The organism is Bradyrhizobium sp. CB1015, assembly GCF_025200925.1.
Lineage (GTDB): Bacteria > Pseudomonadota > Alphaproteobacteria > Rhizobiales > Xanthobacteraceae > Bradyrhizobium.
Genome location: NZ_CP104174.1, coordinates 1,114,495 through 1,135,919 on the forward strand (window position 1 = coordinate 1,114,495; position 21,425 = coordinate 1,135,919).

Sequence of the window (21,425 nt, forward strand, 5' to 3'; positions counted from 1 at the left end):
TCCCATGGTGCTTCATCGCGGCGCCATGCTGAAACGTATCTACGACTGGTGCATCGACGCCGCCCACAAGCCCTACGCGCTCTGGATCATGGGCATCGTGTCTTTCGCCGAAAGCTCCTTCTTTCCGGTCCCGCCGGATGTGATGCTGATCCCGATGTCCCTGGCACGCCCGCAGCGCGCTTGGCTCTACGCGACCGTCTGCACAGCGACCTCGGTGCTCGGCGGCATCGTTGGCTATGCCATCGGCGCGCTGCTGTTCGACTCGGTCGGCCAGTGGCTGATCCAGGTCTACGGCCTCGGCGACAAGGTCGACGCCTTCAGGGCCTCTTATGCCGAATGGGGGGCGGTGATCATCCTGCTCAAGGGATTGACCCCGATCCCGTACAAGCTCGTCACCATCACCTCGGGCTTTGCCGGCTACAACATCATCCTGTTCATCCTGTGCTCGATCGTCGCGCGCGGCGGGCGCTTCTTCGTCGTCGCGATCCTGCTCAACCGCTATGGCGACTGGGTCCGGGTCCGGATCGAGAAGCATCTCGGTCTCTGGGTCGCGATCGGGGCTGTGGTGCTGGTGCTCGGCTTCGTCATCGCGGTCAAGCTGATCTAGGGCCGGCGGCTTTGCCGCCGCGCCGGCTTCGGCTACGGTTGCCGTCATGATGGTTCGATCCGGCAATCCGGCCGCACGGCCTTCGACGCTGATGTCGGCAGCGCTGCTGCTCCTGCTCGCCGCCGGAGGGGCGGCCCGGCCGCAATCCGCCCCGCCGGCGCTCGGCCTTCGAGAGCAGGGGGCGCCGGCCGGCCCGCCGCCCTCGACACCCGCTCCCTCGGCGCCGCCGGCGCGCGAGGAGAATCCCGGGCTGATCAACGAAATGGGCAAGCTGATCGACAAGCTGCCCTCGATCCTGCCGCCAATCAAAAGCCCCAGTGAAACCATGGACGACCTGTCGCGGCTGGCCAAGCCCTCGACCATGGTGTCGGGGCGCGTGATCTGCCCGGTCTCTGCGAACGGCGCACCCGACTGCAAGCAGGCGGCCGACCAGCTCTGCCAGGGCAAGGGCTACAAGGAAGGCAAGAGCCTGAACGCCGATTCCGCGGAAAAGTGCTCCGCCAAGGTCCTGATCCCCGGCCGGCAACGTAAGCCGGACGACTGCCGCACCGACACTTTCGTGACCAGCGCGCTGTGCCAGAACTGAAGGCCATCGCGCGAGAACCAAGGAGCGCCCATGAGCCGTACGGAGCAGGACTTCCTCGGACAGCGTGAGATCGCCGACGACATCTATTACGGCGTCCAGACCATCCGGGGTAAGGAGAACTTCCACATCACCGGCATTCCGATGAACCAGGAGCCTTACTTCGTGAAGGCGCTCGGTTACGTCAAGAAGGCCGCTGCCATGGCCAATCGCGACCTCGGCGCGATCGACGCCAAGGTCGCGGACGCCATCATCCTCGGCTGCGACCGCGTCATCGCCGGCGACATGATGGATCAGTTCGTCACCGATTTCATCCAGGGCGGCGCCGGCACGTCGACCAACATGAACGCCAACGAGGTGATCGCGAACCTCGCGCTGGAATCGCTCGGCTTTGCCAAGGGCGACTACCAGCACGTCAGTCCGAACGATCACGTCAATTACGGCCAGTCCACCAACGATACCTATCCGACCGCTTTTCGGCTGGCCCTGATCCTGCGGCTCGAGAGCTACATGACGGCGTTGCGCCAGCTCCAGGAAGCCTTTTTCGCCAAGGGTCGCGAGTTCGACCGGGTGCTGAAGATGGGCCGCACGCATCTGCAGGATGCGGTGCCGATGTCGCTCGGCGCGGAATTCCGGGGCTGGGGCACCACGATCGGCGAGGAGGTCGACCGCATCTCGGAAGCGCGCGCGTTGCTACGCGAGATCAATCTCGGTGCCACCGCGATCGGCACCTCCGTCACGGCGGCGGTCGGTTATCCCAAGCTCGCGGTCCGGCACCTCGGCGCGCTCACCGGCGTCGATTTCGTCCTCGCCGGCGATCTCGTCGAAGCGACCTCCGACACCGGCGCCTATGTGCAGCTCTCCGGAGTGCTCAAGCGCACGGCCAGCAAGCTGACGAAGATCTGCAACGACATCCGCCTGCTCGCCTCCGGCCCGCGCGCCGGCTTGAACGAGATCAACCTGCCGCAGCTTCAGCCGGGCTCCTCGATCATGCCTGGCAAGGTCAATCCGGTCATTCCCGAAGTGGTCAACCAGACCAGCTTCCTCGTCATCGGCCTCGACACCACGGTCACGCTGGCAGCAAGCGCCGGCCAGCTCCAGCTCAACGTGATGGAGCCGGTGATCTCGTTCGCGCTGTTCTTCTCGATCCGCACCATGGAGCGCGCGGTCAACAGCCTGCGCGAGAATTGCGTCGTCGGCATCACCGCCAACGAGGAGCACACCCGCAACATGGTGCTGAACTCGCTCGGCATCGTCACCGTGCTGAAGCCGCTGCTCGGCTACAAGCAATGCGCCGAGATCGCGCGCGAAGGCTACAAGAGCGGCAAGCCGTTGCACCAGATCGTCGTGGTCGAACGCAAGCTGCTGACGCAGGAGAAGTGGGACGAGATGTTCTCGTTCGAGCGGCTGATCAACCCGGATTTGATCGGGTAGGCTGACCTCTCCTCTCGTCATTCCGGGGCGACGCGCAGCGTCGAACCCGGAATCCATTTCGCCGCGCGTACTGACGCCCGATGGATCGGGCTCGCGCTTCGCGCGCCCCGGAATGACGGAGAGCGAATTCCGCGCCTAGGAATTGCGCGAACGGCCTCCGCTGCGGCGCCAAAACGCAATACTTGACAGTGGAAAGATTGCCTTGTTGGTATGGTGCCCAACCTTCCATTGACCGCCAGAAGAGGATCGTTCCGCAATGTCCATGCCTGCCCTGTTCAAGGGGCGCCTGTCGATCCCCGTGATCGGCTCGCCGCTCTTCATCATCTCGGTGCCCGATCTCGTGATCGCGCAATGCAAGGCGGGTGTGGTCGGCTCGTTTCCGGCGCTGAATGCGCGGCCGCCGGAGCTGCTCGACGAATGGCTGGCGCGGATCACCGAAGAGCTCGCGGCCTATGACCGCGCCCATCCCGACAAGCCGTCGGCGCCGTTCGCGGTGAACCAGATCGTGCACAAGTCGAACAACCGGCTCGAGCACGACATGCAGCTCTGCGCCAAGTACAAGGTGCCGATGATCATCTCCTCGCTCGGCGCCCGCGAGGAGCTGAACCAGGCCGTGCACGGCTGGGGCGGCATCATCTTCCACGACGTGATCAACCAGAAATTCGCGCACAAGGCGATCGAGAAGGGCGCCGACGGCCTGATCCTGGTCGCGGCCGGTGCCGGCGGCCATGCCGGCACCATCTCGCCGCTGGCCTTCGTGGCCGAGACGCGCAAGTGGTTCGACGGCCCGATCGCGCTGTCGGGTGCGATCGGCAACGGCAAGGCGATCCGCGCCGCGCGCATCTTGGGGGCCGACTTCGCCTATATCGGCTCGGCCTTCATCGCGACCAAAGAGGCCAATGCGGCCGAGAAGTACAAGGAGATGATCGCGGGCTCGAGCGCCGACGACATCGTCTATTCCAATCTCTTCACCGGCGTGCACGGCAATTATCTGAAGCCCTCGATCCTGGCCGCAGGCATGGACCCCGATAATCTGCCGACGTCCGATCCCTCCAAGATGAACTTCGGCACCGACGCCTCCGGCGAGCGCGCCAAGCCGAAGGCCTGGAAGGAGATCTGGGGAAGCGGCCAGGGCATCGGCAGCATTGACAAGGTCGTGCCGGCGGCCGAGCTGATCGCGCGCTTCAAGAAGGAATACGAGGAAGCGATCGATCCGCCGCTGTGATCGCTCCCAGATTGCGTGCAGCATGACCGCCATCTACCGCGTCGACGGCAACAACGTCATCACCAGCCCCGATGCGGCCGGTCCCTGGGACCGGCGCATGCAGCACGGCTCGGCGCCGGCATCGCTGGTGACGTGGGCGGCTGAGCGTATCCCGACGCCGGTACAGATGGACGTCGCGCGCGTGACCATCGATCTGATGCGCCCGGTGCCCGTGGCGCCGCTCACGATCGCGACCGAGGTCTTGCGCGAGGGCCGCAAGATCCAGCTCTGCGGAATCAAGCTGCTCGCCGACGGCGTGCAGGTGGTCGGCGCCACCGTGCTGAAGATCAGGCGCCAGGAGCTGACGCTGCCCGACGAGGTCGAGGAGCTGCCGGTCACGTTGCCCTCGCCGGAGGATTCGTTGGTCGAGGACGGTCACGCCGCCACCAGCCCGTTCGTGCGATCGGTCTCGATGCGCGCCGCGCGCGGCCGCTTCGGCCACGCCGGTGCGGGCGCGATCTGGTTTCGCGTCGACCATCCGCTGATCGAAGGCGAGGCCATCTCGCAGGCGATGCGCGCCGTGGTCGCGGCCGATTTCTCCAACGGCACCGCCTCGACGCTCGACTTCCGCGCCTGGACCTACATCAACGCCGATCTCACCGTGAGCTTTGCGCGCCAGCCGGTCGGCGAGTGGATCCTGCTCGACGGCGATTCCTGGATCGGCCCCGACGGCGCGGGCCTTGCGATGTCGCGCCTCGCCGACCGCCAGGGCTATTTCGGCCGCGCGGTGCAGAGTCTCGTAATCGAGAAGCGGTGACCGGCGCTATGGCGCGATCAGCGGGCGCTGCTCGTGCCTCATTCTCACCGTCATGCCCCGGCTTGACGGGGGCATCCAGTACGCCGCGGCCTCCCGATTCAACAACGACCGTCTCTGGGATACTGGATCGCCCGGTCTCCGCCGGGCGATGACACCGATCGTGTGAGAGCTATCTCGCGCATCGCGGCATCGAACGGCAGGCTTCCGCCGCCGCGGAAGGGATGCTTGGCATCCTGCCAGTTCACACACCGTAGAAGATCTTGATCCCCCACAGCACCACGATGATAGCCGTGATCAACGTGATCGCGGCGACCGCACTTTCCAGGGAAGCGACTCTCATTTCACTCTCCGCTTCCCCAGCCCCGTCAGCGGTCTAGTTGATTCCCCGATTCGCCGGCAATTGCGCGGGCATCGTCGTCGTAGACTCCGTTGCGTGCTGTGGTGCCGAAGCAACAACGACACCGTAGAATCCCGGAGTATTTACCCCATCATCCGGTCCCGCCCGCTCCAGAAGTCCGCGCGCAGCACCTTTGCCACAAGCCGGGGACGACGCTAGCACAGAGACTGCGGGAGGAAACGACAACGCCCGCGAGAGGGAGGCATGCATGCCATCGGATCGACTGCAACGATTCCGCGATCGTCTCGCGCTGCCGCTGATCGCGGCGCCGATGTTTCTGGTATCGGGCGTCGAGTTCACGATCGCGGCCTGCCGCAACGGGGTGATCGGCAGCTTCCCGACCGCGAATTGCCGCAGCGCGGACCAGCTCGATGAATGGCTGACCGCGATCGCAACGCGGTTGCGCCGCCACGAAGATCAGGCCGGCCGCAGGGCCGCGCCGCTTTGTCCGAACCTGATCGTGCACCGCTCCAATGCGCGGCTGGAGCAGGATCTTGCCGTACTGTTGCGGCACAGGCCGGAGATCGTCATCACGTCGGTCGGCTCGCCCGCGCCCGTGTTGAAGCCGCTGCACGATGCCGGGGCGCTGGTGCTGGCGGACGTCGCTTCCATCCGCCATGCCGAACGCGCGGCAGAAGCAGGCGCCGACGGGTTGGTGCTGCTCACCGCGGGCGCGGGCGGGCAGACCGGCTGGCTCAACCCGTTCGCCTTCGTCCGCGCCGTCCGTGCATTCTACGATGGCATCATCGTGCTCGCGGGCGGCATCAGCGACGGCTACGCGCTGCAGGCCGCCGAAGTGCTCGGCTGCGATCTCGCCTATATGGGCACCAGGTTCATCGCAACGCGCGAGAGCATGGCGGACGAGCGTCACAAGCAGATGCTGGTCGAGTGCAGCGCCGACGACATCTTGCTCACCACCGCGTTCACAGGACTTCAGACCAGCATGCTGAGGCCGTCCATCGTGGCCGCCGGGCTCGATCCCGACGATCTGCCGGCGCGCGGCGCGATTGACATCGCTGAGGATATCGACGTCGCCGCGCGCGAAAGCCGTCCCAAACGCTGGCGCGACATCTGGAGCGGCGGGCATTCGACCTCCGGTGTCACCGAGGTGCTCGCGGTCGACGATCTCGTCGCGCGCACCATCGCGGAATATCGCGAGGCGGGCGGGCGGTAGCGTCGTCGCCGCTCCCACGGTGCATCGGACACGGTTAATCCCGCATGCCTCCGGCCCGCCCCACTTAACGGCGGATTAACCATCGCCAGCCAAGAATCCCCCTCGTGGCCGCCAATCAGGACGAGAGGGACAGGCGATGGACTTCAACTATCTCAATGACAAAACAGCTGCGACCATGGACGAGATCCGCGTCCGCGTCGCCCGTGCACTGGCCCGCCACCCGCTGTGCCGCAACGTCCGTTTCGACATCGTCAGCGTCCCCCGGACCCGCCGCGGCGGTAATTGGACGGTGACGCTGCAATCGGTCGAGCCGCGTGCGGTCTGGGAGGCCTCGGAGATCGTGGCCGATATCCAGGACGCCTATGATCTTGCGGCGGCGGCCTGATTTTGCCGGGGTTTCCGGGCGATGTCGCCGTAGTCCACGCGATTGCCGCCGCAATGGCCCGGTTCAGCCTTAATTATCGCCCAGTTGCCGGGCAGTGATCACGTCGACTTGAAGTCGGACGCGGAGAGACGTTTGTCCAAAGCCATCACCATCGTCGCGCTGACCTGTTTCCTCGTCCTCGGCGCCGCCACCACCGCCATCCTCGGCCGCGACAGCGTTCCCAGCGTCAGTGCCGAGATGATCGCCGAGACTCCCCCGCCCAAGCCGCTCGCAACCAACCGCGCCGCCAAGGCCGACCGTCTGGTTCCGACGCTCGCGCTGGCCTCGGCCGCGTTCGAGCCGGTCCAGGTCGCCGCCGACAAGCTGGCGCAGGCACCGGTCCTGACCGAGCCGCTGCGTCAGGCCTTCGCCGCCGCCACGCCCTCCGATTTCCCGATGCCGAAGCCGAGCGCACACGAGGCGCCGGCGGCGGCCGAGGTTCCGGCCGTCGAAGTTCCGGCCAAGCCGAAAGTCGTCGCCAAGCCGCAGCTGCAAAAGTCCTATTCGCTGCTGTCCGACGTGCAGATCGCGGGCATCAGGGATCGCCTGAAACTCTCCTCGTCTCAGGAATATTACTGGCCCTCGGTCGAAACCGCGCTACGCAACGTCGCCCGCAAGATCCAGGCGAACAGGCTGTCGAATCCGAATGCGCCGCCCAGCGCGCAGATCGATCCGAATTGCGACGAGGTGCAGCAGCTGAAGTCGGCCGCGATGCCGCTGTTGTTCCAGCTTCGTGACGACCAGAAGGAAGAAGTGCGCAAGCTCGCCCGCCTGATCGGGCTCGAGAAGGTCGCGCAGCAGATCTGATACGCGCGGTTCCTCGTCGAGGAGCCGCAGCCCTCAGGAACATCTGGCAATCCCCACGCGTTGCCCGCTCCAAAAGAGGGAGTGGATGAATGCGCGCCTCGACAGCCTATTTTGTCGGTGCCGGAACCATTATCGCGGCCATCGCCATTGGTCTCGGTGGCGGTATCGTTGCCGGCAACATCATGAATCCCGTGGCGTCCAAGCAGGGGCCGGACACCAGCAAGGTGGCGCAGCGCACGGCAACAGCAACTCCGGCGACGACGAACGCTCCCTCCGAGCGCGTGAACTATCTCACCGGCTCGCAAGCCTTCGGCGCGATGATCGCAGCGCCCGCGCAGGCCGAAGCAAAGCCTGAAGCCGCAAAGCCCGACACGCAAGCCACGCAGGCGAATGCTGGAGCGGCGGCGCCGCAGCCCTCGCAAGCCGCCGCGGCCGTCGAGCCGCCCAAGCCCGCCCCTGCATCGTCGCCACAGACCGCAAGGCCTGCCGAGCAGCAGGCCTCGACCGAGCCGTCATCCTCCTCGAACAACGCTTATGCCAAGGCGAGGGATTCCGACGTGAAGCGCGCCGCGTCCGAACGGCGCCGAGCCGAGCGTCGCGAACGCTGGGCCGAGCGCCGCCATTATTACGAGTCCCGCGAGGCACGCGGCATGCGCGACCGCACCGATTGGGATGACGTCGCACGCAACATCCGCGAGGATTCCGATGCGCGCGATGTCGCGAGCCGGCCGCGCGGCGGCTACCCCCAGATCAGGCTGTTCGGGCCTGACGACGATTAGCACCTGATGCGGGAATCGGGCTGCAAGCGGAGCAGCCGCGCCAGCATCTTCGCGACTGTTACATCATTCCCGCGCGCCTCAGGCCTTGGAGGTAATGCGCGCGATCCTCTTCCCGCAACATCGGCAGCTCGCGCGTGATCCAGGCAAGCGAAACCTCGGGCTGGGTGCGGCGCAGGCCTTCCAAGGCGGATGCCGCGAGGGCGGGATCGCCGAGCATGCCGGCGGCCGCCGTCAGCACGCGGTGTGCGCCGACGAAATCTCCGCGCTGGCGCATCGATTCCCGAGCCATCTGCACGGCGCCCCCGTAGTCATGGCCGACGAACCGGGCATAGGCCGCAACCCCGCAATAGATCGCCGCGAGCGGGTCGCGCGGGCTCAGCCTCAGCGCGCGGCGGGCGGCGGCATCGCCGTCCTGCCAACGTCCGGCATAGCACAGCGTCACGCCGTGGAAGGCATGGGCCATCGCGAAATTCGGATTGAGCCGCAAGGCCAGCTCGAATTCAGCCAGCGCGTCGTCGAAACGACGGCGGAACAGGTAGGTGTAAGCAAGGCCGTGATGGGCCCAGGCATCCTCGCGATCGGCCTCCACCGCCGCGAGCGCCGCACGCTCGGCGACGGGTATGGAGGCAGCCATGTCGGCCCAGCCCATATGCGCGCCGAAGATATGGCTGGTCGCGAGCAGGCCCAGCGCCTTGCCATAGGCGGGATCGATCGCCACCGCTTCTTCCAGCAGCTTTTGCGCGGCGGCATTGTCCTCGCGGGTGATGCGCCAATAATGCGACAGCGCGCGCATCACGAGGTCCCATGCATCCAGGCTGCCCGGCGGCTTCTGCTGGGCCCGGAAGCTTTCGGCGGCATAGAGCTGGGGCTCGATGGCGGCGACGATCGCTTCCGTGATCTCGTCCTGCACGGCGAAGATATCGGCGAGCTCGCGGTCGTAGCGTTCGGCCCAGAGATGGCTGCCGGTCGAGACGTCGTTGAGCTGGGCCGAGATGCGCACCCGTTCGCCGCTCCGCCGCACGCTGCCTTCGACCACGTAGCGCACCCCGAGCTCCCGCGCGACCTCGTGGATGTGCACGGCGCGGCCCTTGTAGACGAAGGAGGAGTTGCGCGCGACGACGAAGAACCAGCGCAGCTTCGACAGCGCGGTGATGATGTCCTCGCTGATGCCGTCGGAGAAATAATCCTGCTCGGCCTCGCCGCTCATATTGGTGAAGGGCAGCACGGCGATCGCGGGCCGCTCGGGCAGCGCGAAGGCCGCCTGCGGCGGGCTGATACGGACGGGCCCCGGCGCGACCGTGCTGATTTGTGTCTGGACATCGCCGACGAAGCGAAAACCCTTCCGCGTGATGGTGCGGATCAGCGACTGGCTCACGCCATTGTCGCCGATCGCCTTGCGCGCCGCGTTGATCCGGCTGGTCAGGGTGGATTCGGAGACGCTGCGCCCGTGCCAGATCTTGTCGATCAGCTCGTCCTTGCTGACGACCCGGTCGCGGTTCTGCATGAGGTGGACGACGAGGTCGAAAACCTGCGGTTCCACGGCAATGGGAACCTGCTCGCGGCTCAGCTCGCGCCGGTCGGTGTCGAGAACGTGGTCCTGGAACAGAAACTGCACGTCGAAAACTCAGGCCTCATTGCGAAATCGGGCAAACAAACAAAATGAAATTTGGGTCGAAAACCATGTGTCTGCCGAAGGGGGCGCTTGGTTCATCGCAATCGCGTGATGGCAGCCATGCCGCTTTCGGAGGGGAATACAACCGCAGCTGGAATGTTGCGGTCGTGGGCCGCCGAGATCTCTCACCGCAACTGATCCGTCATCCCCGCGCAACTGCTTCGCGGTTGCGCGGGGATGACGGGCGATGGCGCGACGCTTTCCGGGAGGGACGAATGTGTGGCGAAACTGCGAATGTCCATTGCCGAGCGGGGCGGCCTGCGTAAGCTGTCGCCCACACAAAACACCAACCACGAAGAAACGCCATGCCTGCTTTTCCCGCCGCCACCACTGTGCTCGACTCCCTGCTGTTTCGCGACGCCTTCGGCACGCCTGAGATGCGCGAGGTGTTCTCCGACGTCGCGACGGTCGCGCGCTATGCCGACGTCGAGGTGGCGCTGGCGAAGGCGGAGGCGAAGTGCGGTGTGATCCCACACGAGGCGGCCGCAGCGATCGCGGCACGGACCGACGTCGCCGCGCTGGATTTCGATCTGCTCAGGCAGGAGACCGATGTGGTCGGCTATCCGATCCTGCCTTTGGTGCATCAGATGGTCAAGCAATGCGGCGAGGCGGGCCGCTACGTGCATTGGGGCGCCACCACGCAGGACATCATGGATACCGCCGTGGTGCTGCAGCTGCGCGCCGCGCTCGAGATCGTCGAACGCGACATCGCCGAGCTGCGCAAGATCCTCGCCGATTTGTCGAAGCGCCATCGCGACACGGCGATGGCGGGGCGCACCCATCTGCAGCAGGCGCTGCCGGTGACCTTCGGCTACAAGACCGCGATCTGGCTCGCGATGTTCGACCGCCACGCCGAGCGGTTGGCGCAGCTGAAGCCGCGCGTGCTGGTCGGCCAGTTTGCCGGCGCTGCCGGCACGCTGGCCTCACTCGGCGACAAGGGGTTCGAGGTGCAGGAGGCGCTCTGTGCCGAGCTGAAGCTCGGCGTTCCCGCCTCGACCTGGCACGTCGCGCGCGACGGCTTTGCCGAAGCCGTGAACTTCCTTGCTCTCGTCACCGGCTCTCTCGGCAAGATCGCGCTCGACATCATGATCATGGCCTCGACCGAGTTCGCCGAGGTCTACGAGCCTTTCGTCAAGGGGCGCGGCGCCTCCTCGACCATGCCGCAGAAGCGCAACCCGATCTCCTCGGAGCTGATGCTTGCGGCGTCCAAGGCCGTGCGACAGCACGCCGGCCTGATGCTCGACGCCATGGTGCAGGATTTCGAGCGCGCTACCGGTCCCTGGCACGCCGAATGGATGGCGATCCCGGAAAGCTTCGTGCTGGCCGCCGGCGCGCTGCACCAGGCGAAGTTCGCGCTCGCAGGCCTCTTCGTAGACGAGGCGAAGATGAACGGCAATCTCGCCATCAGCCGCGGTCTGATTGTGGCCGAAGCGGTCATGATGGGCCTCGCCCCGCAGATCGGCCGGCAGGAGGCGCATGACGTCGTCTATGACGCCTGTCGTCAGGCCAACGAGAAGGGGATGAGCCTTGCCGATGCGCTATCCGCAGATTCACGGATATCGAGCCGCATCGATCGTGCCACAATCGAGGCGCTCACTTCGCCGAAAAATTACCTCGGCCTTGCGCCCGCCATGGTCGACCGGGTGCTGAAATCGGCAACGCGTTGAAAACCAAAATGCGTGAAACTGCGTATCTTTCCAAGGCCGCAAGACGCTCGCATACTTGTGCCCCGCGATGCTAGACTTAAATTGAGTGAGCGACTTTCGGCAGAGGGCCCGGCATGACTGATCAACGCAATACTTCCACTCCCATCGATCCCGCGAAGCTCGACCGGCTGGCCGAGGTGGCGGTGAAGGTGGGCCTGGGCTTGCGGCCGGGACAGGATCTGCTTCTGACGGCGCCCGCAATCGCGCTGCCGCTGGTGCGGCGGATTGCCGTGCATGCCTACAAGGCGGGCGCCGGCCTCGTGACGCCGATCCTGTCGGACGAGGAGATGACGCTGGCGCGCTACCGCCACGGCCACGACAACAGCTTCGATCGTGCCGCCGGCTGGCTCTACGAGGGCATGGCCAAGGCGTTCTCGGACAATACCGCGCGGCTCGCCATCGTCGGCGACAATCCGATGTTGCTGTCGGGCGAGGATCCTTCCAAGGTGGCGCGCGCCAGCAAGGCCAATTCGATGGCCTACCAGCCCGCGCTGGAAAAGATCGTCAATTTCGACACCAACTGGAACATCATCGCCTATCCGAGCCCGTCCTGGGCCAAGCTGGTGTTCCCGAACGATCCGGAAGACATCGCGATCGGCAAGCTCGCTGATGCGATTTTCGCCGCGTCCCGCGTTGATCGCGAGGACGCGATCAGCAATTGGGCGAGCCACAATGCGGTGCTGCGCGAGCGCACCAACTGGCTCAACGGCCAGCGCTTCCGCGCGCTTCAGTATTCGGGTCCCGGCACCGATCTCACCATCGGTCTCGCCGACGGTCATGAATGGGAAGGCGGCGCCTCGCTGTCCAAGAACGGCATCAGCTGCAACGCCAATATCCCGACCGAAGAGGTCTTCACCACGCCGCATTGCCGGCGCGTCTACGGCCATGTCGTGAGCTCGAAGCCGCTATCCTATCAGGGCACGCTGATCGACAACATCGCGGTGCGGTTCGAGGACGGCAAGATCGTCGACGCCAAGGCCTCGCGCGGCGCCGAGTTGCTGAACAAGGTGCTCGATACCGACGAGGGCGCGCGGCGCCTCGGCGAAGTGGCCTTGGTGCCGCATTCCTCGCCGATCTCGCAGAGCGGGCTGTTGTTCTACAACACGCTGTTCGACGAGAACGCGGCCTCGCACATCGCGCTCGGCCAATGCTATTCGAAATGCTTCGTCAACGGCGCCCAGCTGACGCCGCAGCAGATTGCGGCGCAAGGCGGCAACCAGAGCCTGATCCATATCGACTGGATGATCGGCTCGGCCGAGACCGACATCGACGGCATCCTGGCCGACGGCAGCAAGGTGCCCGTCTTCCGCAAGGGCGAGTGGGCGAAGTAACCTTGCGTCACTCGGCTTGATCGCGGACGAGCTGAGTCGCCGCGCGGCCGGCGGCCAGAGCCATACCAGTGCCGTCGCGCACTTTGTCGCACCCGGGAAGGACCGGGTCATGTCCGTGGATTTGCAAGGAAATTGCGACGTTAACCGTTTGCACGTGTCGCTTCCGGCTGATTCTCGAAATCGATGTAAGAAAGAATTAGAAACGGGCGACTAGCGTCCGAACATCTTTCGAGACAATCCCGGCCGGGATTCGGTCGCAAATATCATTTCCCGAGGAAGCAGATGTCATTGATTGAAGTCGGTAGTTGCAATGTTGACCTCGAGCCGAGCCCGATCGAGCCGTCCTGGATCATCGAGGGCAACCCGGTGTCGCGCTCGCGCGTCCTGTCCACCAGCGACGACCGCACCGCCCAGACCATCATCTGGCACTGCACGGAAGGGCGCTTCAACTGGTACTACGACATCGACGAGACGATCATGATCATGGAAGGATCGATCGTGCTCGAGAGCGACGGCATGCCGCCCAAGCGCTACGGCCCCGGCGACGTGATTTTCTTCCGCAACGGCGCGCATGCCAAATGGCATGTCGAAGGCCACGTCAAGAAGATCGCCTTCTGCCGCAAGACCAATCCGGTGATGATCGGTTTCCTGATCCGCGTCGTCAACAAGCTGAAGAAGATCTTCACCTCGACCGGCGAGCGCCGCCCGGCCTCGCTGATGGGCGCCGGCTAAGCGGATTCGAGGGTTTCAAGGACGCTTCCCAGCGGCCACGACGAAGAGGGGTCGGAATCAATGTCCCGGCCCCTCTTTTCTCGTTCCGATGTCATGGCCTGATGACGTTCATGACCTGCGCCGTCGCGCTCTGACCTCCACCATCAGCCGCCAGTCCTGCGCTGCTGCCGACTTTGCCTCGCCAAGCCAGTGAAAGGAGTCGTCCGTGATCTCGGTGAAGCTCCAGCGCGTCAGCTCGCCGGCTTCCGTCGTGCCTTCCTGCACGATGTCCTCGCCCCTCGGGCGGCCGATCTGCTGCCGGAACACGCGGCGGCCCGGATCGAACCAGGAAATCCGCCACGCATCCATGGCCGGATCGTAGACGCGCAGCGTCGTGCCATACCAATTGCCGGCGATCGGAAAGGCGGCGCCGCCCGCCGGCCGGGGAATGATCCACACGTCCTGCACGGCGCGGCCTTCGAGCACCCAGCCGAAATGGATCTCGCCCGGCGCACTGTGGCTCGTTCCGTCCGGTCCATGGGCGGTGACCTCGGCGTTCCAGTCGCCGACGAAGCGGCCGTAGAGGTGGAGCGCCGCGGCGTGCTCGGGGTTGGGTCCGTCCGCATGCAATAGTCGCGCAAAGTCGTTCATGTCGCTCTCCTGTTGCAGGGAGATCAGCATGACCCGCTAGGAGCCGGCTTGGAAAAAATTGCGCCTCAGACGCCGTCGAGGATGATCACCGTCGGCTTCGTCGGCAGCGTATCCCGCGACATCCGGAACGAGCGCTCGATGCGCCGGTCGATCTCGAACTGCTGGCCGATCCGGCGCATGAAGTCGTCGAGCGGGGTGGCGAAGCGATGCATCGGCAGCACCACGGAGGCGCGCAAGCGCTTGGTGATTTCCGAGATCCCCTCGAGCGACATGGTGTAGGTACCGTCGATCGGCACCATCACGATGTCGAGCCGTCCGATCTGGGCGAAATGGCTGTCGTCGAGCTTGTGATGGAGGTGGCCGAGATGGCCGATACAGAGGCCGGCTGCCTCGAAGATGAAGATGGAATTGCCGTCGCGGATCATGTCCGCGCCGGCATCGTCGCCGTAATAGCGGCGGATGTCGGTGGTGACGTTGCGGATAAAGGTATCGCCGATGCGTTGCGACACGATCGCCGGCTTGCCGTCCTCGCTCCAGCCATGCAGCACGTTGGGAATGCGCCTGTCCGGAAAGAGAGTGTAATGGGTGCTGTGGGCGCGGTTCATGGTGACGACGTCGGGCAGCCGGCCGACCTGATAGGCGCCGCTATAATCGGTGGCGATGCGTAAGCCGCCGGGCGTGTCGATGTAGTAGGTGGAATGGCCCGCATAGGTGATCTCGACCTCGGCGGCGGCCGCCGCCTGCCTGAAGGCAACGGGCATGACCCGCGGCGCGGCATTGGCCATTGCCAGGCATTCGCTGCGCTGTGGCTGCTGGGCGAGGGCAGGGGTCAGGAATGCGCCGAACAGCGCGATAGCCGCCAAAACCAATCGCCGCATGGCTCCGTCCCCGATGACTTCACGGCGAAGTCTAGCGTGCAAAGCGGAGCCTCGCCAATGGGGTGGGATCAACAGCGCGTCAGTGTCGCACCTATTGCTCGCGCTTCGGGCTGAACTTCCACGTGACGGCGACGAGGCCTGCGGTGATCAGGCCGCTGATGAGGCCCGCCAGCGGTAGGGCGAGCAGCAGTGCGGCGGTGGCGGCCCAGCCGATCGAGGAGAAGGCCTCGGCGAAGGTCGCCAGCCGCGAGGACGTTTGGCGGCGGCGGAATTGGCTGCGCCGTGCCTGCACCCGGAACCAGAGCTGGATCGCGGTCGCCGAGGCCGCGCTGATGATTATCGCGCCGGCACTGATTGCGGCCTGGAATGGCGAGGCAAACGCCAGCGCCGCCAGCAGCGGAGCGAAGATCACGGCGATCGCGATCAGCACCACCTCGATCTTGGCGCGGATGATGCCGGACGGCAGCAAGGGCGCGGTCGCGACCAGGTCGGGGGCGTCCTCGCCCGAGATCGTCAGCCAGGCGAGCCCGCCGGCGAGCTGTCCGGCCGCCATGACGATGACGGGTGTGATCAGCGTCAGCGCCGCCGAGCTGTCGGCAAAGTTGCGCCAGAGCAGCAGCGCCGGCGGCACCAGATAGAGCAGCTGCATCAAGGTCTGCGAGATCAGCCATGGATCGCGCCACAGCAGCGTGAATTCCTTGCGACGCAGCGCCTGCTGGCGCGATCCGCCACGGAACGGGCGTTCCTTGGCATGGACGCGGCCCGACGTGGCGTAGGCCGCCGCATCGATCGCGGTGTCGGCAAAGCGGTGCGAGAAGATCGCCATCACACTGCCGAGCAGCACTAGAGCGAGCGCGAGAAGCCGCAACAGCGCCTCGTTGTCGCCCATCGCCGCCCGCGCCGGCCACCACCAGATGCTGTCGACGTCGGGCGCGTAGGCGGCAAGGCGGCCCGAGGTCAGGATGGTGAAGCGCGACAGCGTGCCGTAGGACATGATCGCCGCGACCTGAAGCGCGATCACGAAGCCCGCGCCGATGATCGCCGCGAGGATCTGGGCGATCAGGCGCGTCCGCGCCGGGCCGATCAGCCGGAACAGGAGAATGGTGACGGCGATCGCGATCGCCGCCGCCGACAGGCCCATCGCGATGACGACGCCGAAGGCCGCGAGCCAGCGCGCGCCGCCGCCGATCACGAGAACGTCGATGAAGGGTGTCGAGAACAGCAGCGCGAGCACGGTGACGGTCAGCGCGATCGCGGCGATGCGGACCGAGAACAGATTGGCGAGCCGCGCCGGCGAGGACATGATCAGGTCGAGATCGGCGCGGGCGTAAAATACCCGTGTCACCGATTCGATCGCCTGCGACAGCATCAAGGTCCAGGCGAGAAAGATCGTCGCCGAAATCACGATCAGCGAGGATTTGTCGAGCGGCAGCTGCAGGTCGGCGAATCGGCCGATCACCGCCCAGGCCGGCAGGTGAAGCAGCGCGGCGAAGCACAACAGGCCGATCATTGCCGCGCGCGCCCGTTTGCGCCGCCCGCCCGTCATCATGGCGAGCCATTCGCGCCAGGCGAGCCGCAGCTCGTGGCGGGCGAACCAGGACAGCGCGGTGGCCGAGCTCATGCCGCTTCCTGAAGCGTCACCAGCGCGATGAAGAGATCTTCCAGGCTGGTGTCGGCATGGCCGTTCTGCTGGCGCAGCTCGGTGAGCGTGCCTTCGGCGACGAGGCGGCCGGAGGCGATCACGCCGATGCGGTCGGCCATGCGCTCGGCGACCTCCAGGATATGCGTGGTCATGATGACGGTGCAGCCGGCGCGGACACGCGCGCTGAGCAGGCCCTTCACATGACGGGCGGAGACGGCATCGAGCCCCGTCAACGGCTCATCGAGGATGATGAGGCGGGGGTCGTGCACCAGCGCCCCTGCGAGAGCGACCTTCTGGCGCATGCCCTTGGAAAAGCCCTCGCAGCGCTCGTGGCGGTGCGCCTCGAGGCCGAGCGAATCGAGCAGTTCCTCGGCGGCCGGTTGCGCAACCGACGGCGCGATGCCCCAGAGGCCGGCGACGAATTCAAGATACTCGAGCGGGGTGAGCTTGTCGTAGATCATGGGCTCGTCGGAGACCCAGGCCATCACCTGCTTGGCGGCGACGGAGTCCTGGAGCGCATCGATGCCGAAGATCGAGACGGCACCGGCATCGGGCCTGAGCAGGCCCGCAACCATGCGCAAAGTCGTGGTCTTGCCGGCGCCGTTGGGGCCGACCAGCGCATAGAATTCGTCGGCGTGAATAGTGAGATCGAGGCTGTCGACCGCCAGACGGTCAAAACGCTTCGTTAACCCTCGGACTTCCAGGGCCGAGCTGTCCGGCTCCATGACGGCCACCCATCCGGTTTGCATCGCCCGCGACCATGACCCGAAGATGTTTCGGCACCGTGAATCGCACTGCCGCAAATTCCGCCAACCGGATTGGACTAAAGGCAAGGCATCCCGACAAGTCACCGTTTGTTGACAGCGCGCGGGCGTTCGGGCTGAATTGATTCCGGACAAATGGCGCGAACGCGGCGAAACGACTGCGTAGCGACTGGACACAAGATGCGGCAAGGCGGCCAAAAGAACCCGCCGGTTGCATCGGGAGGATGCGCGGCGATGCTGGATTTCGTTCAGCAGCTGGTCAGCGGTGTTGCGCTCGGCTGCGTCTACGGCCTGATCGCGCTCGGCTTCGTGCTCGTCTACAAGGCCACCGAGGTCGTCAATTTCGCCCAGGGCGACCTGATGATGCTGGGCGGCTTCTTCGCCTTCACCTTCATCGGCATGATGGGCCTGAACTACTGGATCGGCTTTGCCGGTGCGGTGGCGGCGATGGCGCTGTTCGGCATGCTGGCCGAGCGCGTGGTGGTGCGGCCGATCCTCGGCTATCCGCAATTCTCCATCATCATGGCGACGATCGGCCTCGGCTATTTCCTGCGCTCGGTCGCCGGCATGATCTGGGGCACCGACGACCTGAAGATCGAGACGCCGTTCAGCCAGGGCGTGCTGCGCATGGGCTCGCTGGTGCTCGCCTACGACAAGCTCTCGGTGATCGCGGCGACGATGATTCTGTGCACGCTGCTCTGGCTGTTCTTCAACAAGACCACGCTCGGCACCGCGATGCCCGCCAGTTCCGAGAACATGCTGGCGGCCTATTACATGGGCATTCCGGTCAAGCGCGTGGTGTCCGTCGTCTGGGCCATCAGCGCGGCGGTCGCGACCTGTGCCGGCGTGCTGCTGGCGCCCATCACCTTCATCCATTCCAACGTCGGCCTCGTGCTCGGCCTGAAGGCGTTTCCCGCCGCCGTGCTCGGCGGTTTCGGCTCGATCCCGGGCGCCGTGGTCGGCGGCGTCCTGATCGGCGTGATCGAGAGCATGGCCGGCTTTTACCTGCCCGAGGGCTGGAAGGACGTCGCGCCCTACATCGTGCTGCTCACCGTGCTGCTGCTGAAGCCCGAGGGCCTGTTCGGCCTCCACGTCCGCAAGAAGGTCTGAACGCTATGCGCTTCCTGTTCAAGACCGACTACGAGGACGACATCAAGCTGTTCCCGCACTCGGGTTACGTCGTGACCTACGGCGTCCTGCTCGCGCTGCTGCTGATCGCGCCTTACGTGCTCTCCAGCTATCTGATGAGCCAGCTGGTCTTCGTCTGCATCTATGCGACCGTCGGCGTGGCGCTGCTGATCCTGACCGGCTTCACCGGGCAGGCCTCGCTCGGGCACGCGGCGTTTCTCGCCATCGGGGCCTACACCGCGGCTTACTTGCAGAAATACAACGTGCCGTTCCCGGTCTACTTCCTCGCCGCCGGACTGTTGACCGGCATCATCGGCGCGATGGTCGGCTTCCCGGCGCTGCGCCTCACCGGCATCTATCTCGTCATCGCCACCATCTCGTTTGCACTGATCGTGGAGGAGATCCTGGCGCGGTGGGAGAGCGTCACCCACGGCAACGAGGGCATGCGGGTCAAGACGCTGTCGCTGCTCGGCGTCGCGGTTCCGCGCGACAGCCCGACCTTCTATTACCTCTGCCTTGCCGTGCTGGTGCTGACCATCGTCGGCACGCTCAATCTGCTGCGTTCGCCGACGGGCCGCGCCTTCGTCGCGATCCGCGACAGTGAGACCGCGGCGCGCAGCATGGGCGTCAACGTCGCGCTCTACAAAGTGAAGTCCTTCGCGATCTCGGCCGCGATCACCGGCTTTGCCGGCGTCCTCTTCGCGCACAAGCTCTCCTTCATCTCGCCGGAGATGTTCACGCTGCAGCTCTCGATCGAGTTCATCATCGTGATCTTGATCGGCGGCACTTTCAGCCTGCACGGCGCAGTTCTGGGCGCGATCTTCATCGTGATGATCGATCCGTTCCTCACCTACCTGAAGGACGACATGCCCGGCATCATCGCCGGCATTGCCGCGACCTTCGGGGCGGGCTCATCGACTGCGGGCAACATCCAGGCGAAGGTCGCGGCCTTCGCCTCGCTCAACGGGCTGAAGGGCGCGATCTACGGCATCATCATCGTGCTGTTCGTGCTGTTCGAGCCGCTCGGGCTCTACGGCCGCTGGCTCAAGATCAAGCTCTTCTTCCAGCTGTTCCCGCTCTACAAGCGCGCCACCTTCAAGCGGCAGAAGATCTACGTGAAGTCGGAGCGCAACCGATGAGTTATTTCCGCGCCGAGAACCTGTCGCTGCATTTCGGCGGCCTCAAGGCGGTCGATGCGGTCTCGTTCGCGGTGGAGAAGGGCGAGATCCTCTCGATCATCGGGCCGAACGGCGCCGGCAAGAGCTCGATCTTCAACCTGATCTCGCGGATCTACCGGCCGACCTCGGGCCGCATCTTCTTCGAGGACCAGGACATCACCGAGCAGCCGCCCTACGACATCGCCAAGCTCGGCATCGCCCGCACCTTCCAGAACATCGAGCTGTTCGAGAACGCGACCGTGCTGTCGAACCTTCTGGTCGGCCGCCACCGCCATTCAACGACGCAGCTGTGGCAGGAGCTCTTGTTCCTGCCGAGCGTGCGGGCCAACGAGAAGGTGCACCGCCGCAGGGTCGAGCAGGTCATCGAGTTCCTCGACCTCGAACCCTATCGCGACAAGCTGATCTCGGGACTGCCTTACGGCGTGCGCAAGGTGATCGAGCTGGCACGCGCATTGTGCTCGGAGCCGAAGCTGATCCTGCTCGACGAGCCGTCCTCCGGCCTCAATGTCGAGGAGACCGACGACATGTCGTTCTGGATCCGCGACATGAAGAGCGAGCTCGGCGTCACCGTGCTGATGGTCGAGCACGACATGTCGCTGGTCAACCGCGTCTCCGATCGCGTCATAGCGCTGAACTACGGAAGGGTGCTCGCAATGGGCTCGCCCGCCGAGGTGCAGCAGCACCCCGACGTCGTCGCAGCATATCTGGGAGCCTGACGCATGGACGCCGCGGCGACCCCGGACATCATCCTCAAGCTCTCCAACATTGAGAGCTATTACGGGCCGATCATGGCGATCCGCGGCATCTCGCTGGAAGTGCCGCGCGGCCGCATCGTCACGCTGCTCGGAGCCAACGGCGCCGGCAAGACCACGGTGCTGAAGACCATCTCCGGCATCCTCGATCCGCAGAAGGGCGCGATCGAGTTCATGGGCAAGCCGATCCAGCGCATGGAGGCTGACCGGATCGTGCGGCTCGGCCTCAGCCACGTGCCGGAGGGGCGGGAGGTGTTCCCGTTCCTCTCGGTGCGTGAGAACCTGATGATGGGCGCCTATCCGCGCAAGGACCGGGACGGCGTCGCCGAGGACATGGAGCGCGTCTACGGTTATTTCCCGCGCCTGAAGGAGCGCATCAACCAGCCGGCCGGCCAGCTCTCCGGCGGCGAGCAGCAGATGCTGGCGATCGGCCGGGCCCTGATGAACCGGCCGACGCTGCTCTTGCTCGACGAACCCTCGCTCGGCCTATCGCCGCTGCTGGTGAAGGAGATTTTCACCATCATCCGCCGGGTCAACGAGGAGCAGGGCATGTCGATCCTGCTGGTCGAGCAGAACGCCAAGGTGGCGCTGGAAACCGCCCATTACGGCTATGTGCTGGAGATCGGCCGCATCGTGATGAACGACAGCTGCGACCGCTTGATGCATTCCCAGGACATCCAGGAATTTTACCTTGGCGCCAAGGAAGCGGGCGCCAGAGGCGAACGGCGCTGGAAAAAGAAGAAAACTTGGCGTTAGAAGAGAACTTGGCGTTAGATGGGTAACCCC

At 65.3% G+C, this 21,425-nt stretch carries 21 protein-coding genes; 16 read left to right on the top strand and 5 right to left on the bottom strand.

The window, feature by feature from the left end; all coding sequences use genetic code 11:
• Positions 1-4: 4 nt before the first annotated feature.
• The 9 genes from N2604_RS05120 (at position 5) to N2604_RS05160 (ending at position 8,226) form a co-directional block, all read left to right on the top strand.
• A complete protein-coding gene (locus tag N2604_RS05120) occupies positions 5-607 on the top strand; it encodes a YqaA family protein (protein ID WP_260374101.1) in 603 nt (200 codons plus the stop codon).
• A 46-nt stretch (positions 608-653) separates the two neighbouring features.
• Positions 654-1,193, top strand: a complete 540-nt coding sequence (locus N2604_RS05125; RefSeq protein WP_260374102.1) for a hypothetical protein — start codon at positions 654-656, stop codon at positions 1,191-1,193.
• A 30-nt stretch (positions 1,194-1,223) separates the two neighbouring features.
• On the top strand, positions 1,224-2,624 hold the full coding sequence (locus N2604_RS05130; RefSeq protein ID WP_260374103.1) for an aspartate ammonia-lyase: 1,401 nt from the start codon (positions 1,224-1,226) through the stop codon (positions 2,622-2,624).
• Positions 2,625-2,880: 256 nt separating this feature from the next.
• Positions 2,881-3,849 carry a nitronate monooxygenase family protein gene (locus tag N2604_RS05135; RefSeq protein ID WP_260374104.1) on the top strand — a complete coding sequence of 323 codons (969 nt, stop codon included), beginning with the start codon at positions 2,881-2,883 and terminating at the stop codon, positions 3,847-3,849.
• A 22-nt stretch (positions 3,850-3,871) separates the two neighbouring features.
• Positions 3,872-4,645, top strand: coding sequence for a thioesterase family protein (locus N2604_RS05140; RefSeq protein WP_260374105.1), 774 nt, complete (start codon positions 3,872-3,874; stop codon positions 4,643-4,645).
• 605 nt (positions 4,646-5,250) lie between these two features.
• Complete coding sequence (locus N2604_RS05145) at positions 5,251-6,216, top strand: nitronate monooxygenase family protein (RefSeq protein WP_260374106.1); 966 nt, start codon at positions 5,251-5,253, stop codon at positions 6,214-6,216.
• Positions 6,217-6,352: 136 nt separating this feature from the next.
• Complete coding sequence (locus N2604_RS05150) at positions 6,353-6,601, top strand: hypothetical protein (protein ID WP_260374107.1); 249 nt, start codon at positions 6,353-6,355, stop codon at positions 6,599-6,601.
• A 132-nt stretch (positions 6,602-6,733) separates the two neighbouring features.
• Positions 6,734-7,447, top strand: a complete 714-nt coding sequence (locus tag N2604_RS05155; protein WP_260374108.1) for a hypothetical protein — start codon at positions 6,734-6,736, stop codon at positions 7,445-7,447.
• An 89-nt stretch (positions 7,448-7,536) separates the two neighbouring features.
• Positions 7,537-8,226, top strand: a complete 690-nt coding sequence (locus N2604_RS05160; RefSeq protein ID WP_260374109.1) for a hypothetical protein — start codon at positions 7,537-7,539, stop codon at positions 8,224-8,226.
• 58 nt (positions 8,227-8,284) lie between these two features.
• Here the strand turns inward: N2604_RS05160 and N2604_RS05165 are convergent, their stop codons facing one another.
• Positions 8,285-9,841: a winged helix-turn-helix domain-containing protein gene (locus N2604_RS05165; RefSeq protein ID WP_260374110.1), complete on the bottom strand. Its 1,557-nt coding sequence runs from the start codon at positions 9,839-9,841 to the stop codon at positions 8,285-8,287.
• 362 nt (positions 9,842-10,203) lie between these two features.
• Between N2604_RS05165 and pcaB the strand changes: the two genes are divergently transcribed.
• The 3 genes from pcaB to N2604_RS05180 all read left to right on the top strand — a co-directional run bounded on the left by pcaB (position 10,204) and on the right by N2604_RS05180 (position 13,667).
• Positions 10,204-11,565, top strand: a complete 1,362-nt coding sequence (gene pcaB / locus N2604_RS05170; protein ID WP_260374111.1) for a 3-carboxy-cis,cis-muconate cycloisomerase — start codon at positions 10,204-10,206, stop codon at positions 11,563-11,565.
• A 113-nt stretch (positions 11,566-11,678) separates the two neighbouring features.
• Positions 11,679-12,935 carry an aminopeptidase gene (locus N2604_RS05175; protein WP_260374112.1) on the top strand — a complete coding sequence of 419 codons (1,257 nt, stop codon included), beginning with the start codon at positions 11,679-11,681 and terminating at the stop codon, positions 12,933-12,935.
• A gap of 282 nt (positions 12,936-13,217) precedes the next feature.
• Positions 13,218-13,667 (top strand): cupin domain-containing protein, encoded by a 450-nt coding sequence (locus N2604_RS05180; RefSeq protein ID WP_260374113.1) that lies wholly within the window; start codon positions 13,218-13,220, stop codon positions 13,665-13,667.
• 108 nt (positions 13,668-13,775) lie between these two features.
• Here the strand turns inward: N2604_RS05180 and N2604_RS05185 are convergent, their stop codons facing one another.
• The 4 genes from N2604_RS05185 to N2604_RS05200 form a co-directional block, all read right to left on the bottom strand.
• On the bottom strand, positions 13,776-14,297 hold the full coding sequence (locus N2604_RS05185) for a hypothetical protein (protein WP_260374114.1): 522 nt from the start codon (positions 14,295-14,297) through the stop codon (positions 13,776-13,778).
• A 65-nt stretch (positions 14,298-14,362) separates the two neighbouring features.
• Positions 14,363-15,175, bottom strand: a complete 813-nt coding sequence (locus tag N2604_RS05190; protein ID WP_260374115.1) for an MBL fold metallo-hydrolase — start codon at positions 15,173-15,175, stop codon at positions 14,363-14,365.
• Between the two features lie 91 nt (positions 15,176-15,266).
• The gene (locus tag N2604_RS05195) at positions 15,267-16,796 is read right to left on the bottom strand and encodes a permease (RefSeq protein WP_260374116.1); all 1,530 of its coding nucleotides are present in this window, start codon (positions 16,794-16,796) and stop codon (positions 15,267-15,269) included.
• The gene (locus tag N2604_RS05200; protein WP_260374117.1) at positions 16,793-17,542 is read right to left on the bottom strand and encodes an ABC transporter ATP-binding protein; all 750 of its coding nucleotides are present in this window, start codon (positions 17,540-17,542) and stop codon (positions 16,793-16,795) included. The genes N2604_RS05195 and N2604_RS05200 overlap by 4 nt, the downstream gene beginning before the upstream one ends.
• A 273-nt stretch (positions 17,543-17,815) precedes the next feature.
• Here N2604_RS05200 and N2604_RS05205 point away from each other — a divergent pair, with 273 nt between their 5' ends.
• From N2604_RS05205 to N2604_RS05220, 4 genes are read left to right on the top strand one after another with little or no spacing between them, the layout of a single operon-like run.
• Positions 17,816-18,691 (top strand): branched-chain amino acid ABC transporter permease, encoded by an 876-nt coding sequence (locus N2604_RS05205; RefSeq protein ID WP_260374118.1) that lies wholly within the window; start codon positions 17,816-17,818, stop codon positions 18,689-18,691.
• Between the two features lie 5 nt (positions 18,692-18,696).
• Entirely contained in the window at positions 18,697-19,848 is a 1,152-nt protein-coding gene (locus N2604_RS05210; RefSeq protein ID WP_260374119.1) for a branched-chain amino acid ABC transporter permease, read from the top strand.
• Entirely contained in the window at positions 19,845-20,603 is a 759-nt protein-coding gene (locus N2604_RS05215) for an ABC transporter ATP-binding protein (protein ID WP_197953824.1), read from the top strand. Before N2604_RS05210 ends, N2604_RS05215 begins: the two co-directional genes overlap by 4 nt.
• A gap of 3 nt (positions 20,604-20,606) precedes the next feature.
• Positions 20,607-21,395, top strand: a complete 789-nt coding sequence (locus N2604_RS05220; RefSeq protein ID WP_260374120.1) for an ABC transporter ATP-binding protein — start codon at positions 20,607-20,609, stop codon at positions 21,393-21,395.
• Positions 21,396-21,425: the final 30 nt, after the last annotated feature.